The sequence below is a fragment of the Acinetobacter sp. CY81 genome (genome assembly GCF_059515925.1).
Genome location: NZ_JCAKNC010000005.1, coordinates 81415 through 96201 on the forward strand (window position 1 = coordinate 81415; position 14787 = coordinate 96201).

Consider the following 14787-nt stretch of genomic DNA (forward strand, 5'->3'; position numbering starts at 1 on the left):
ATAATAATTATTAAACCGCAACAAAGTGAGTGGCAAATGCAAGCTGTAACACATCCAAAAACCGTTATTGATTCTATGGTTGAATCCGTTTTTGATCGTCATGCTGCAAATTTCTGGTTGCAAAAGCTCAATCCACTTTGGTCGGTAAATCAATCTTTAGGAAAGATTGTTAGCAAACAAGTAAATGGTGCAGATACAGTTAGTTTAACCATTCAAACCAATAAAAAATTTAAAAAAGCGCAAGCTGGTCAGCATCACCCAGTCATCATTCAAAGCAATGGACGTTTGTATGAGCGTACATATAGCTTGACTCAAGTCGATGATCAACATGTGTTATTAACAGCCAAAAAAGTCGCAGATGGTGTGGTGAGTAACTGGTTGGTGAATGAATCAAAAGTTGGAGATGTGATTGAATTTGGTCTGCCGTATGGTGATATGACGATTCAAGCTGACGCTCAACCGCTTATCTTATTGGCAGCGGGAAGTGGGATTACCCCGATGTACAGTTTGCTCAAAGATCTATTGAAAAAAGATTCAAATCGCTCAGTAATATTAATGTATTGGGTGAAAACTCAAGCGGATGTGGCGTTTAAAACTGAGCTAGAGCAATGGGCTCAGCAACATGAAAACTTTAAGTTGCAGATGTTTTATACCCAAGCTGAACATGCCGACGAAAGAATTAATGCTCAACATGCATCACAGACTGAACATTTAGAACATTCGACTGTTTATGCATGTGGACCTTCAGGTTTTGTTCATTCAGCTGAAGAAGTTTTTGCTCAGGCGGCAACCTTCAAAAGTGAAGCATTTAGTTTAACTCCGATCATTTCAGATGAGGTCGGGTTTATCAATGTCACGTTGACTCAGTCTCAAAAGACGATTTCGATTCCAAAAGGACAGTCGATTTTAGTGAGCTTGGAACAACAAAATATTAAACCGACACATGGTTGTCGTATGGGCATTTGTAATAAATGTGCATGTAATAAAGCACAAGGTTCAACCAAAAACCTTGTGAATGGCGCTGAAAATAATGAGCCGGGGAACTTGCTTAAGATTTGCGTAAATTCAGCACAAACTGACCTGATTATTGATCTATAAGCGAGTACATTTATGAACATGCCAGTTCAATTACAGTATTTTAAAAACCCTAAGAATCGTGAGCTTACAGAGTCTCAATTAAGTGAGCTTGCTCGTGAGCTTGATGCGATTAAACAAGAAGTTTTGGATGATATTGGTGAGAAAGATGCCAAATACATTAAACGTGTTTATGCCGCGATTCGTTATAGTTCAATTTTAGGTCGTGCATGCTTATTTGCAGGATGGTTCCCGCCAGCTTGGGTTTTAGGAACAGGTTTACTTGGTTTTGCCAAAATCATGGAAAACATGGAATTGGGTCATAACGTCATGCATGGTCAATATGACTGGATGAATGATCCGAAATTTAAAGGCACAACCTATGAATGGGATATCGTAGGGACTGCGGCAGATTGGCGTCAAACGCATAACTATAAGCACCATACGTATACCAATATTAAAGGTATGGATGATGATATCGGTTATGGCATCATCCGTTTATTCCCAGAACAACGTTGGAAAAAAGGCTATTTGCTTCAACCGCTGTATAGCATTCCATTCTGTTTGTTGTTCCAATGGGGTGTGGCGATTCAAAACCTTGAAATTGGTAAACGCCTTAAAGGGCGTATGACCAAAGATGAATTTCAAGAACGTTTAGCACCGATGAAAAAGAAAATCGGGAAGCAACTGTTTAAAGACTATGTATTCTTTCCTTTAATTGCAGGTCCTGCGGCGCTCCCTGTGTTCTTGGGTAATTTGGCTGCCAATGGTATCCGTAACATTTGGACTTTTAGTATTATTTTCTGTGGTCATTTCACCAAAGATGTAGAAGTGTTCCCTAAATCTGTGTTGGAAAATGAATCACGTGGTCATTGGTATATGCGCCAAATTCGTGGTTCTTCGAATTTAACAGGCTCAGAAGGCTTTCATATTTTGACTGGACATTTGAGTCATCAAATTGAACATCATTTGTATCCAGATATTCCTGCACGTCGCTACCGTCAAATGGGACCGAAAGTGAAAGCAGTATGTGAAAAATATGGCTTGAATTACAACAATGCAAGCTTAGTGAAACAGTATGGTCAAGTGATTGGACGTATTCTGAAATATGCATTTCCTTTTAAAAAGTAAAAAGGATTAAAGCTCGATCTTTGATTCAGCTGACGTCAAAAAAGCCATTCTATTGAATGGCTTTTTTATTTAATAAAATAAAGGTTTGAATAAATGGTGTTCAAAGCTTATTTAATTTGAATTGATCCATTGGCATTAACGGTAATCTTAGATTCACCTGCAGCCATGTTTTGTGAGTCGGCAGCTTCGGCGCGTGAAAACTTAGCCATTGCAGCACCAATCATTAAAGGTTGTGGATAGCTGTTATTGGTATTGAAGTTGAGTGAAACGAGATTGTAGCTCGATTTATTCCATGCTTGGCTTAAGATTTGCGCACGCTGTTGGAAATTCTTAGAGGCTTCAGTCATGAGCTCATTTTCAACTTTTTTGCGCTGTGCATCTGATACCGTAAAATTAATCGACTGGGTTTGGAAATTTTGTTGTAGCTCGTTCACCAGCTGGCTCGCAGCTTTAAAGTCTGAACTTTCAATATTAATTTCAGCGCGACCACGCCATTCTTTTAATTTAGTTGAATCATTGTCATAAACTGGGTAGGTCGTTTGAGAGCCTGTTTCCACTTTGACTTGAGGGTATTTCTTAGCGACATTTAAAGCTTGATTCATTAATTGTGTGATCTGAGTAGACAGTTCAGCAGGCTGTTTATGGCTTTTTTCAATAAACAAAACCGCATGCATTTCATCATTCGAGACTTGGCGAGTTGCTTCAGCTTGAAAATTCAAAATATTATATTTGATTGCATCATCTGCCATGCTCAATGTACTTGCTCCTGATACCAATAATATTGTTGCCAGTTGTTTTATATTCATGTGCTTGCTCTTATTCATTCCCCGAATTGATCATTTGATACTAATACGAATGTGTGAAGAAATAATGTTGTTTTTTGGCACGTATCATATCGCACTGTAATTTTATTTTTATTGAATACTAAGTGCTCTACTTTAAGACTTAGGTCGGGTTAATTCATTGAGGTTTATGCGTTTTAATGTCTCTATCAAGGCTAAGTTTGAATTTTGAGAACTTTGATTAAAATTTGAATGATTTAATACAGATCGTGAGCAATGCCCGAAATTTGATGGCAGTCGAATAGTCTAAAAGGGTATTAAATTTATAGCTTAAAAGTTGTTATATTGAATAAATAAAATAAAAAAATATTAATTATTATAGTGTTATCTATAGTTGTTATTGTCGAATAATAGCTTAAGACTATTGTTATAAATAAAATAAGTATTGGCATATCCCTTCAGTTTTTCCCATCCTAGCTCACATCAGAGATGACTCTATCTCTAAAAGATTTTGAAGCTTATTGGGTTGGCTTTTCTATAGAGCTGATCAATATAGATTCAATTCCATCGTCACATGAAGTTGAAGGAAGTCTTGATGTCTAATTCTGCTGTGGTTGAATCAGTTGCACAAGCGTTACGTACTGCTGAATTAACACAAACTGCGATCTCTCCAATCCGCCCAGCGCTTGGTGGTGAAGCTGCGAATGTCGATATTGCATACGCTGTTCAAGAAGTGAATACAGCACGTGCATTAACAGAAGGTCGTCGTTTAGTCGGTCGTAAAATTGGTTTGACCTCTAAAGTTGTTCAAGCTCAGCTCGGTGTAGATCAACCTGACTTCGGTATGTTGTTTGCAGACATGGCGTATGGCGATGGTGAAGCAATTCCTGCGGGTCTATTGATTCAACCTAAAGTTGAAGCTGAAATTGCATTGGTGATTAACCAAGACCTAACTCAAGAAAAGCATACTTTTGCAGACATTATCAGCGCGACAGAATACGCACTTCCTGCAATTGAAGTTGTGGATAGCCGTATTGAAAACTGGAAAATCAGTTTGATTGATACTGTTGCTGACAATGCATCATCTGCTGCTTTTGTTTTAGGTTCACGTCCAGTGAAACTAGACAACCTTGACCTTGTAAATTGCAAAATGATCATGACTCGTGGTGAAGAAGTTGTGTCTCAAGGTGTGGGTAAAGCATGTTTGGCAAACCCTTTAAATGCTGCTGTTTGGTTGGCAGATGAGATGGTTCGCCGTGGTCGTCCACTCTTAAAAGGCGACATTATTTTAACAGGTGCTTTAGGTCCAATGGTTGTTGCTCAACCAGGTGATGAATTTAAAGTTGAAATCGAAGGTTTCGGTTCTGTGACAGCTGCGTTCGCTGCTGAATAAGGGAAGACGAGAGAGTACATTCATGAAAAAGATTAAATGTGCAATGATCGGTCCGGGTAACATCGGTACTGATTTGCTTTACAAGTTACAACGTAGCGAATGGTTAGAGCCAGTATGGATGGTGGGTATTGACCCAACTTCTGAAGGTCTTGCTCGCGCTGCTAAAATGGGCTTGAAAACCACTGCTGAAGGTGTGGATGGTCTTCTTCCTCACGTGATCGCTGATGACATCAAAATTGCATTTGATGCAACTTCTGCTTACGTACACGCAGAAAACAGCCGTAAGTTAAATGAACTTGGCGTGTTAATGATTGACTTAACACCTGCTGCGATTGGCCCATTCTGCGTACCACCAGTAAACCTTGAAGCACTTTTGGCTGCTGGTGAAGTGCCAAACGTGAACATGGTGACATGTGGTGGTCAAGCAACGATTCCTATGGTTGCTGCGGTATCTCGCGTTCAACCTGTTGAATATGGCGAAATCATTGCAACTGTATCGACTAAATCAGTAGGTCCAGGTACACGTAAAAATATCGACGAATTCACACGTACAACTGCGGGTGCAATTGAGAAAGTTGGTGGAGCAAAAGCAGGTAAAGCGATCATCATCATTAACCCAGCTGAGCCACCATTGATGATGCGTGATACTGTTCACTGTCTAGTGGAAGGTGAGCCGGATCAAGCTGCGATTACTGAATCAGTGCATGCGATGATCAAAGAAGTTCAAAAATATGTACCAGGTTACAAACTTGTAAATGGCCCAATTTTTGATGGTAACCGTGTTTCTATCTTCTTAGAAGTAGAAGGTTTAGGTGACTTCTTACCTAAATATGCAGGTAACCTTGACATTATGACTGCTGCTGCTGCACGTACTGCAGAAATGTTTGCAGAACACGTATTCAACAAAGAAGCTTAAGGAGCAACCACATGTCTAAGATTATTGTTCATGATATGACTTTACGTGATGGTATGCATCCACAGCGCCATCAAACGACTGTTGAGCAAATGATTGCGATTTCAACAGCACTTGATGATGCAGGCGTACCTTTAATTGAAGTTACACACGGTGACGGCCTTGGCGGTTCATCTGTAAACTACGGTTTTGCTGCGGCAACTGATGAAGAATATTTAACTGCTGTTGTGCCACGTATGAAGAATGCAAAAGTTTCTGCATTACTTTTACCTGGGATCGGTACGGTTGACCATTTGAAAATGGCGCATGAAATCGGTGTTTCTACAATTCGTGTGGCAACTCACTGTACAGAAGCAGACTGTTCTGAACAGCACATCACTGCTGCACGTAAGCTAGAAATGGATACTGTGGGCTTCTTGATGTTGGCTCACATGGCATCTCCTGAAAAATTGCTTGAAGAAGCAAATAAGATGGTGTCTTACGGTGCAAACTGTATCTATGTGACTGACTCTGCTGGTTATATGTTGCCACAAGATGTAATCGACCGTGTAGGTCACTTACGTCAAAACTTAGACGCTAACATTGAGCTAGGTTTCCATGGTCACCATAACTTAGGTATGGGTGTTGCGAACACGGTTGCAGCTGTACAAGCAGGTGCAGTACGTGTTGACTTAGCATCAGCAGGTTTAGGTGCTGGCGCAGGTAACACACCATTAGAATTGTTCATCGCTGTTGCAAACCGTATGGGTATGGACACTGGCGTTGATTTATTCAAAGTACAAGACGTTGCTGAAGACCTTGTCATTCCAATGATGCTTAACCCGATCCGTGCGGATCGTGATGCAGCAACTTTGGGTTATGCAGGCGTTTACTCTTCATTCTTGTTATTTGCTAAACGTGCAGAAGCGAAATATGGCGTATCTGCTCGTGAAATCTTAATGGAACTTGGTCGTCGCGGTACAGTTGGCGGTCAAGAAGACATGATCGAAGATTTAGCATTAACTATGTCTAAAGCTAAATTACAAGCTTAAGATTGAATGCGGAAAAGCACCCTGAGGGGTGCTTTTTTTACATCTAAATTTCTGTTTTGTGTAATTTTTATGTTGTTAAAAAAATTAAAAATTCCATTTAGATATACATAAAAACGCTGTCTTCAATCTTAGAAACGATTACAGACTCTGTGAATGAGTATGGCTCTCAATGTCACTAAAACATAAAAACACTTAAAGAATTGAGATTGCATTAAAAATGAAGTTTTAGCCACTTTATATCATTGTAAATTAATAACTTTATTTGCATTTTAAACACTTTGTGTTGAATGAAATAAGCTAAAAAAACAATTAATAAAAATGAGTTAGACGGTGGGGCGTATTTTTTTGAATTTTTTTTAAGACTGTGGTCTGATTTTTTTAGTTTTTGATTTTGAGCAATATGCATGCCTAAGTTAATTTTCCTTACTCGGGATGAAGCCATGCGTCGTCAAAACTTATGGGTAGCAATGATTGCTACAACTGCAACACTAGGGACAGCTGCAACACATGCAGATTTTATTGATGACAGTAATGTGCAACTCAAATTCAAAAACTTCTATTTAGATCGTGAATATAATCAAGATACTACAGGTGTCGTAAATAAAGGATATGGTAACTGGACTCAAGCAGTCACTTTGGATGCAAAGTCGGGTTATCACGACATTGGTGCAGGTATTCAAGTTGGTGCGGACTTGCTTGCTCAATATGCAGTGAGCTTGAAAGCAAATGGAAATGATATACATATGCCATTTGATGCTTCGGAAGGTAAATCAGAGCGGGATAATGCCAAACTGGGTGCAACCTTAAAAGTTAAAGTTTCTGAAACTGAGCTTAAAGTGGGTGATTTATTGCCGATGTCACCAGTAGTGTTTTTTGATCCATCACGTCAATTACTCACGACTTATAGCGGTGCTTGGTTGGAGTCAAAAGACTTAAAAAATACAAAGCTAACTTTGGCTTATATTGATGGCATCAATGCACGTTATGACAATCAATATCAAGATCTGAGTTTGTTCCCAAATAACAACTTCACTAAAACAACAAATGATGGAATGTACATTGCGGGTATCGATTATCAATTTACTCCAAAGTTTGCGGGTAGCTACTGGTATGCAGATGTAACCAATATCTATCAACAACACTATACAGCGGGTACATTTAAAACAAATTTGTCTGAAAAAACCAAGTTAGATGCCCATGTACGTTACTTTGACAATAGTGAGTCAGGCGATAAGTTGTATGGCAGTATTGATAGTCAGGCTGTATCTGCGGGTGCAAAAATCAACAATGGTATGCATACCGTACAGCTAGGTTATCAGCAAATGTTTGGAGAGCATGGTAAAGAGGCGACAATGTTCCCAACATTGGGTGGTTGGGTGCCACAGCCTTATTTAGACAACTGGTCTGTTGCGAGTTTTATTCGTAAAGATGAGCGTTCATGGAGTTTAGGCTATACCTATAACTTTAAAGATGTTGGTATTTCAGGTCTAACGGCAACTGTGCGTCATTTCCGTGGTGATAATATTGATTTTGGTGCAGCTAAGCCAGAAGGTAAAGAAAACGAAAATAACGTGATCGTTAACTATGTTGTGCCTGAAGGTAAGTTGAAAGGCTTAGGCTTCAATTATATGTTTATTGATACGAATTATAACTTTGGTAATGATTTGCAAGAACACCGTATTGCAACGACCTATAGTTATAAATTCTAAAAAACAAAAAGAGGGTGGATTCAAGGATCTGCCCTTATCACGATTCTTTTAAATTTAAATATCTATACAAAATAAAAACTTAAGTTATTGTTTTAAAGTTGTTTGCTATCGTAATAATGTATCAGTTTGATTCGACTGAACAGTTAATATAAGCGTGTAAAAGATCATTTTAAATGAGTCAACTTGGCGTTGAATTCTGTAAATGAGATGGATGCGTAAGCAAAAGACTTAAGAGGACTATTATGAGCACTGTTCAAATCCCTGAATACACAACCGATCCGTTCTTTGGCTTAGAAGACAAATGGATTGAAACAGCAGAAGGCGAGTTGACGCATTACCATGAAGTTGGTGAAGGTACGCCAATCTTGTTTTTACATGGTTCAGGTACAGGTGTATCTGCAGCTGCAAACTGGTGGTTAAACCTTCCACAAATTGGTGAGCAAGCGCGTTGTATCGCGATTGATACGATTGGTTATGGTCAATCTGTTGTTGCACCGAATACCGCATATGGTATCCGCGCTTGGGTAGATCACGCTGTACGTACTTTAGATGCTTTAGGTATCGAAAAAACGTGGTTGGTGGGTAACTCTTTAGGTGGTTGGTTAGCTTTCCAAATGGCAATTGATTATCCAGAGCGTATTTTGGGTATCGTATCTATGGGTACAGGTGGTGCGGTTCAAACTGCGGCACTTAAAGCACATGCGAATCCAGTACTTACAGAAGAAGGCATCAAAAAGACGCTTTCTATGTTCGTTGTGAACAAAGACTTGATCACTGATGATTTGGTTAAAGTTCGTTTTGATTCTGCAAAAAATGACTATGCTTCAGATCGTTTAATGGATGTTGTTGGCGCACGTGATCGTGACCGTTTTGAATTCCCGTTAGACTTTGAAAAAATGAAAGATATTACAGTACCTGTATTGTTGATTCATGGTACTCAAGATGTCGTGATTCCAGTTTCACGTACTTGGGATATTTTAAATATTGTTCCAAATGCAGACGCTCACATTTTCAGTCAATGTGGCCACTGGTCTCAAGTTGAGAAAGCGGATGAATTTAACACAGTGATTAAAAACTATCTTGCTTTGCATGGTGTTAAATAAAACTGTAGTTATATAAGTAGTGATATAAAAAAGGATGGTTTACCATCCTTTTTTTATGAATTTGGAGTGGCTGATGATCGCTATAGTTGATAATCATTGTTATTTGGGTTGTTTTGAATAATCACTGAATGAAATAGCGGTATGTCTATAATTGATTTTAGGTGGAAAAGTATCCGAATTCAGCATTAGACTTAAGTTGTACACTGTATTCTTATTGATCGAATTTAAGGTTTTTCCCGATTAAATTACTCAGAATAAAGACATGGTTTGGTCATTATTTTATTAAAAATAGCTTAGACTAAAGTCTAAGAATAAATTTAAAAATATCACCTATAAATTTAAGAAATACACCGAAACTCTTCTTGAAAGTAACGGTGTTGTATAAAAAACAATCTAAAAGTTAAGCTAAACGCGGTTAATATCTAAATAAAATACGCCGCTGAGTAGGTCCATAAACTTGTGAACACCAGATGAATCTGAGTTTTTTCTATAGCTCGCATAGAGATCAATTGAAGGTAATTCGACGTCTAATGGACGAATAATAGTGTTGCTCATGGTCAATGGTGCAATATATCCAGGCAGTAAGGTGCAGCCTAAATTCATGCCAATCGAGTTAATATTGAATAGAATATTATCGGCAGTCTGAACGATATTTAAGCGAATATCATGCTTCTTGGCGAAGTCTAGAATGATTCTATTGAGGGTTTGCGACTGTAATTCGGATGGAATGATGAAGTCGATCCCATCCAATTCTTTCACTGGAATACGTTCATATTTCGCTAAAGGGTGATCTTTAGGAAGTAAGAAGATGAGCGGTTCGCGTAGTACAAATTGGCTCTCAATTTCATCACTAAATAGGCTTTGACGCGTAAAAGCGATATCTATTTCACCCTTTTTAAGCAATTTCGACTGTTCTGAGTTATTTAAACTCAGTAGCTCAATTTTTAAATCATCATTTTGAACGCGTAAATTTGGCAGTACATACGGGAAAATTTTCATTTCAACCACAGGGACGAAGCCAATGCGGAGCATTTGCTGTTTTGCTTTGGCAACTTGTCGTGCCATGGCTACCGCTTTATCTGCTTGTGCGAGTGTCAGTCTTGCTTGCTCTAAAAATATATGACCCTCTTCGGTCAGCTCTACCTTACGCTTTGTGCGATAGAGTAATGGAACACCAATCTCAGTTTCCAAATCCTTAATTTGTTGGCTGAGTGAGGGCTGTGCTGTGTAAAGACGAAGCGCAGCTTTGGTGAAGTTAAGTTCTTCAGCAACTGCAATGAAGTAACGAAGATGACGTAGTTCCATATAACCTTCCAAAGATTGATTCATACAAAGTCTTAATATGATCCGAGTGAAGTATAGTTCAGAATCAATTCATCAGAGAAGAGTCGGCTCAACCCCTTTATAATTAAGGGGGGATGATTTAAAGTGGATTAATCACATATTTTAAAAACTATAGATTAATTGCTAAAAGATATTGATTCAAACAAAAAAAATATTTCCCCAAAACGTCCTCAAAATCCATCATCGTCGAAAAGTTGAGTCTATTGAATTTGTGTCTTATCCAGTCACAGGAGAGCTTTTCATGAGTGGAAAAATTGATGTGCGCGAAATCGATGCTTTAGTCGATGCACAAAATGGACGTATCACGCCATCTATTTATACAGATCCAGATATCTATGAATTAGAACTTGAGCGTGTTTTTGGTCGTACTTGGTTGTTCTTATGCCATGAGAGCCAAATTCCTAAGGCTGGTGACTTCTTCAACACCTACATGGGTGAAGATCCAATTATTGTCGTTCGCCAAAAAGATGGTTCGATCAAAGGTTTATTAAACCAATGTCGTCACCGTTCTATGCGCGTAAGTTTTGCAGACTGTGGTAATACACGTGCATTTACTTGCCCATACCACGGCTGGTCTTACGGTACAGATGGCTCACTTAAAGATATTCCATTAGAAGATCGTGCATTCCCACAAGGTGCATGTAAAGAAGAGTGGAGCTTAATCGAAGTTAACCGCGTTAAATCTTACAAAGGTTTAATCTTTGGTTGCTGGGATGAAACCACACCTGATTTAGAAGAATACATGGGTGATATCGCTTGGTATCTTGATGGCGTATTAGATCGTCGTCCAGGTGGTACTGAGATCATCGGTGGTGTTCACAAGTGGGAAATCGAATGTAACTGGAAATTTGCTGCTGAACAGTTCGCATCTGACCAATATCACGCATTGTTCTCTCATGCTTCTGCGATCCAAGTTCTTGGCGCAAAACCAGATGATGACTCTACCAAGAAATTAGGTGCTGCACAAACTGCACGTCCTGTATGGGAAACTGCGAAAGACGCAATCCAATACGGTTCACGTGGTCACGGTTCAGGCTTCTTCTTTACAGAGAAACCAGATGCGAACGTATGGGTTGATGGCGAAGTTGCAAACTACTTCCGTGAAACTTATGACGAAGCAAAAGAACGTTTAGGAGAAATCCGTGCATTACGTCTTGCGGGTCACAACACCATGTTCCCAACATTGTCTTGGTTGAACGGTACTGCGACGCTTCGTGTATGGCACCCACGTGGTCCAAACAAAACTGAAGTGTGGGCATTCTGTATTGCTGATGCTGAAGCATCTCAAGAAGTGAAAGAAGCATTCGAACGTTCTGCGACTCGTGCATTTGGTCCAGCTGGTTTCCTAGAGCAAGATGACTCTGAGAACTGGGTAGAGATTCAAAAAGTTCTACGTGGTTATAAAGCACGTAAAAACCCACTCATTATGGAAATGGGTATGGGTCAAGAAAAAGTTCGTGAAGATGGTATCCCAGGTATCACAAACTATATCTTCTCTGAAACTGCAGCACGTGGTTTATACCGTCGCTGGGCAGATTTGTTAATCCATGAAAAATGGGAAGATGTAGAAAAAGCAGCTGACGAATACGAAAAGGAGATGATGAAATGAGCCAAGTAAGTCTAGAACTTCATCATCAAATTAGCCAGTTCATGTATCGTGAAGCAAAAATGCTTGACGATTGGGAATTCCGTCCTTGGTTAAGCGTATTAGCGGAAGATATTTCTTATACGCTACGTACCACACCAAACGTACAAACGCGTGATCGTCGTCGCTCTGTACAGTTGCCTACAACTTGGGTGTTTAACGATAACAAAGATTTGTTAGAACGTCGTGTTGCACGTTTAGAAACAGGTATGGCATGGGCTGAAGAACCTCCTTCACGCACAACGCATATGGTTTCAAACATCATCGTTGAAGCAACTGATGTTGAAGGCGAATACGATGTGCATTTGACTTATTTGTTGTATCGCACACAGAAAGAGAAAGATGTAACGATCTACTGTGGTAAGCGCCATGACAAAGTACGTAAAGTTGATACAGAGCAAGGCTTTGAAATCTTCCAACGTCAAATTATTTTAGACCAAGTGACTTATAGTTCACATAACCTGAGTGTGTTCTTCTGATGAATAAAATTTTTGTATGCCAAGTTGATGACTTAGATGAAGGCGAAGCATTGAAAGTGGATTGCGGCGTTAACGGTATCGAAGCGCTTGCAGTTTTCAACAATGGTGGTGAATTTTTCGCTATGAACGACCGTTGTTCACATGGTAATGCATCAATGTCAGAAGGCTACCTAGAAGATGATGGTACAGTTGAATGTCCATTACACTCTGCGCGTTTCTGCTTGAAAACAGGTGAAGCACTTTGCTTACCTGCAACTGATCCAATCCAAACTTTCCCTGTGATTGTTGAAGATGGTCAGTTATTTGTAGAAATGGCAGGAGAGTAATCATGGGTTGGCTACAAGGCGAAGTTGCACTAATCACTGGTGGTGGTTCGGGTTTAGGTTGGGCTTTGGTTGAACGTTTTTTGGAAGAAGGTGCAGAAGTTGCCGTTCTTCAGCGCTCACAAGATAAAGTTGATGCTTTAAATGAACACTTTGGTGGTCGTGTTTTGGCTATCGCTGGTGATGTGGCAAGCTATGAAGATAACGTTCGTGCTGTTCAAGCAACAGTGGAACGTTTCGGGAAACTTGACTGTTTCGTAGGTAATGCAGGTATATGGGATCACTATGCTGATATCGTTAATACCTCTGGTGAACAGTTAGAAAAAGCCTTTGATGAGATTATGGGAATCAATACCAAATCTCTCATTTTAGGTGCTAAAGCTGCACTTGAAGAGCTTGTAAAGTCTGAAGGTTCAATCATCTTCACGCTTTCAAACTCTGCATTGTACTCTGCAGGTGGTGGCCCGGTTTATACGGCATCTAAGCATGCAGGCGTAGGTATCATGAAAGAATTAGCCTATGAGCTTGCACCTAAAGTACGAGTGAATGCTGTTGCACCATCAGGTATGAATGTGAATATCAAAGGCGCTGCTTCACTAGGTCAAGAAAATCTTGGTCTACTTGATGCACGTGATCCTGAGAAAATTGCACGTGGTATGCCACTGAATTTCTTACCTGAACCGGAAGAAATGGCTGGTTCATATGTGCTCTTAGCATCTCGTCAAAATAACCGTCCATTGACTGGTGTTCTGATCAATGCAGAATGCGGTCTTGGGATTCGTGGTTTACGTCAACCACGTGCGGGATTCTTTGACGAATAAAATTTAGTCTAATTCAAATGGACTTACCGGCAGCCTGTTCTAGGCTGCCTTCCTTTTAAGGAGTCTCTCATGGCCGTTAAACTCATTTGTGCATCGCACAGTCCGTTAATGGAATTTGCTTCACCGCAAGATCAATCTCAAGAGCAAAAAGTTCGTGCTGCTTTTGACACATTGTCTGCTGAAGTAAAAGCTTACGACCCAACACTGATTATTACTTTCGGTCCAGACCATTTTAATGGTTTCTTCTATGACCTTATGCCAAGTTTCTGCGTGGGTATCCGTGCAACTGCAGCAGGCGATTGGGACTACGGTAAAGAAAATAACAAAATTGATGTACCTGAAGAAACAGCGCTTTCTTTAGTTCGTCGTGTGTTAGATGAAGGTGTTGATGTTGCGTACTCTTATCGTATGCAAGCTGATCATGGTGTGACTCAGCCATTGCATTTCTTATGTGGTGGCCAACTCGATCGTTATCCAACGATTCCAATCTTTATTAATGGCGCTGCAGCACCAATGCCAACGACAAAGCGTACCATTGCTTTAGGTCGTGCTGTAGGTCAGTTCATCAAGTCTTTAAACCTTGATAATGAACGTGTACTTGTATTGGGTACAGGTGGTTTGTCACATGATCCACCTACACCGCAAATGGGTTCAGTTCCACCTGAAGTTGAAGAGTTCTTGATTGCAGGACGTAACCCAACTATCGAGGCACGTAATGCGCGTCAGGCGAAAATTATTGCTGTAGGTCAAAAATTGGCTGCAGGTGATACTTCTGTTGCTGTGCCATTAAGCCCAGAGTGGGATATCGCACTTCTTGAGAAATTCAAGAATGCTGATTTTGCTGCGATGGAAGCAATGACAGAAGCTGAAATTCGTCGTGACGGTGGTCGTGGTGGTCAAGAAGTTCGTTCATGGATGGCAGCATTTGCCGCAATGAGCGAAATTGGTGAATACGAAATGACAACGCACTGCTATGAAGATATCAGTGAATGGATCGCGGGCTTCGGCATCGTATCTGCAGAGTTAAAAGGTTAATAAA

Annotated in this window: 14 protein-coding genes; 12 read left to right on the plus strand and 2 right to left on the minus strand. The window is 39.9% G+C overall.

Annotated features, from left to right (window positions below; translation table 11 throughout):
* Nucleotides 1-36 precede the first annotated feature (36 nt).
* Complete coding sequence (locus tag AC5YDM_RS08035; protein WP_496151600.1) at nucleotides 37-1098, plus strand: ferredoxin reductase; 1062 nt, start codon at nucleotides 37-39, stop codon at nucleotides 1096-1098.
* Between the two features lie 12 nt (nucleotides 1099-1110).
* Nucleotides 1111-2205 carry a fatty acid desaturase family protein gene (locus tag AC5YDM_RS08040; RefSeq protein WP_496151601.1) on the plus strand — a complete coding sequence of 365 codons (1095 nt, stop codon included), beginning with the start codon at nucleotides 1111-1113 and terminating at the stop codon, nucleotides 2203-2205.
* A gap of 107 nt (nucleotides 2206-2312) precedes the next feature.
* Here AC5YDM_RS08040 and AC5YDM_RS08045 read toward each other — a convergent pair whose 3' ends face one another.
* Nucleotides 2313-3011, minus strand: coding sequence for an SIMPL domain-containing protein (locus AC5YDM_RS08045; RefSeq protein ID WP_496151602.1), 699 nt, complete (start codon nucleotides 3009-3011; stop codon nucleotides 2313-2315).
* Nucleotides 3012-3582: 571 nt separating this feature from the next.
* On the opposite strand from AC5YDM_RS08045, the gene AC5YDM_RS08050 reads away from it, so the two are divergent.
* The 5 genes from AC5YDM_RS08050 to AC5YDM_RS08070 all read left to right on the plus strand — a co-directional run bounded on the left by AC5YDM_RS08050 (nucleotide 3583) and on the right by AC5YDM_RS08070 (nucleotide 9136).
* Nucleotides 3583-4380, plus strand: a complete 798-nt coding sequence (locus tag AC5YDM_RS08050) for a 2-keto-4-pentenoate hydratase (RefSeq protein WP_496151603.1) — start codon at nucleotides 3583-3585, stop codon at nucleotides 4378-4380.
* A 22-nt stretch (nucleotides 4381-4402) separates the two neighbouring features.
* On the plus strand, nucleotides 4403-5296 hold the full coding sequence (locus AC5YDM_RS08055) for an acetaldehyde dehydrogenase (acetylating) (RefSeq protein ID WP_496151604.1): 894 nt from the start codon (nucleotides 4403-4405) through the stop codon (nucleotides 5294-5296).
* Nucleotides 5297-5307: 11 nt separating this feature from the next.
* Complete coding sequence (dmpG, locus tag AC5YDM_RS08060) at nucleotides 5308-6324, plus strand: 4-hydroxy-2-oxovalerate aldolase (protein WP_496151605.1); 1017 nt, start codon at nucleotides 5308-5310, stop codon at nucleotides 6322-6324.
* 440 nt (nucleotides 6325-6764) lie between these two features.
* Complete coding sequence (locus AC5YDM_RS08065; RefSeq protein WP_496151711.1) at nucleotides 6765-8033, plus strand: OprD family outer membrane porin; 1269 nt, start codon at nucleotides 6765-6767, stop codon at nucleotides 8031-8033.
* 242 nt (nucleotides 8034-8275) lie between these two features.
* Nucleotides 8276-9136, plus strand: a complete 861-nt coding sequence (locus AC5YDM_RS08070) for an alpha/beta fold hydrolase (RefSeq protein ID WP_496151606.1) — start codon at nucleotides 8276-8278, stop codon at nucleotides 9134-9136.
* Nucleotides 9137-9541: 405 nt separating this feature from the next.
* Here AC5YDM_RS08070 and hcaR read toward each other — a convergent pair whose 3' ends face one another.
* Complete coding sequence (gene hcaR, locus AC5YDM_RS08075; protein WP_496151712.1) at nucleotides 9542-10441, minus strand: DNA-binding transcriptional regulator HcaR; 900 nt, start codon at nucleotides 10439-10441, stop codon at nucleotides 9542-9544.
* A 280-nt stretch (nucleotides 10442-10721) separates the two neighbouring features.
* On the opposite strand from hcaR, the gene hcaE reads away from it, so the two are divergent.
* The 5 genes from hcaE to AC5YDM_RS08100 all read left to right on the plus strand — a co-directional run bounded on the left by hcaE (nucleotide 10722) and on the right by AC5YDM_RS08100 (nucleotide 14783).
* Entirely contained in the window at nucleotides 10722-12089 is a 1368-nt protein-coding gene (hcaE, locus tag AC5YDM_RS08080) for a 3-phenylpropionate/cinnamic acid dioxygenase subunit alpha (protein WP_496151607.1), read from the plus strand.
* The gene (gene hcaF, locus AC5YDM_RS08085) at nucleotides 12086-12604 is read left to right on the plus strand and encodes a 3-phenylpropionate/cinnamic acid dioxygenase subunit beta (RefSeq protein ID WP_496151608.1); all 519 of its coding nucleotides are present in this window, start codon (nucleotides 12086-12088) and stop codon (nucleotides 12602-12604) included. Before hcaE ends, hcaF begins: the two co-directional genes overlap by 4 nt.
* Nucleotides 12604-12930, plus strand: coding sequence for a 3-phenylpropionate/cinnamic acid dioxygenase ferredoxin subunit (hcaC, locus tag AC5YDM_RS08090; protein ID WP_496126017.1), 327 nt, complete (start codon nucleotides 12604-12606; stop codon nucleotides 12928-12930). Before hcaF ends, hcaC begins: the two co-directional genes overlap by 1 nt.
* Before the next feature lie 2 nt (nucleotides 12931-12932).
* Nucleotides 12933-13748, plus strand: coding sequence for a 3-phenylpropionate-dihydrodiol/cinnamic acid-dihydrodiol dehydrogenase (hcaB, locus tag AC5YDM_RS08095; RefSeq protein ID WP_496151609.1), 816 nt, complete (start codon nucleotides 12933-12935; stop codon nucleotides 13746-13748).
* Between the two features lie 69 nt (nucleotides 13749-13817).
* Complete coding sequence (locus AC5YDM_RS08100; protein WP_496151610.1) at nucleotides 13818-14783, plus strand: 3-carboxyethylcatechol 2,3-dioxygenase; 966 nt, start codon at nucleotides 13818-13820, stop codon at nucleotides 14781-14783.
* Nucleotides 14784-14787 lie beyond the last annotated feature (4 nt).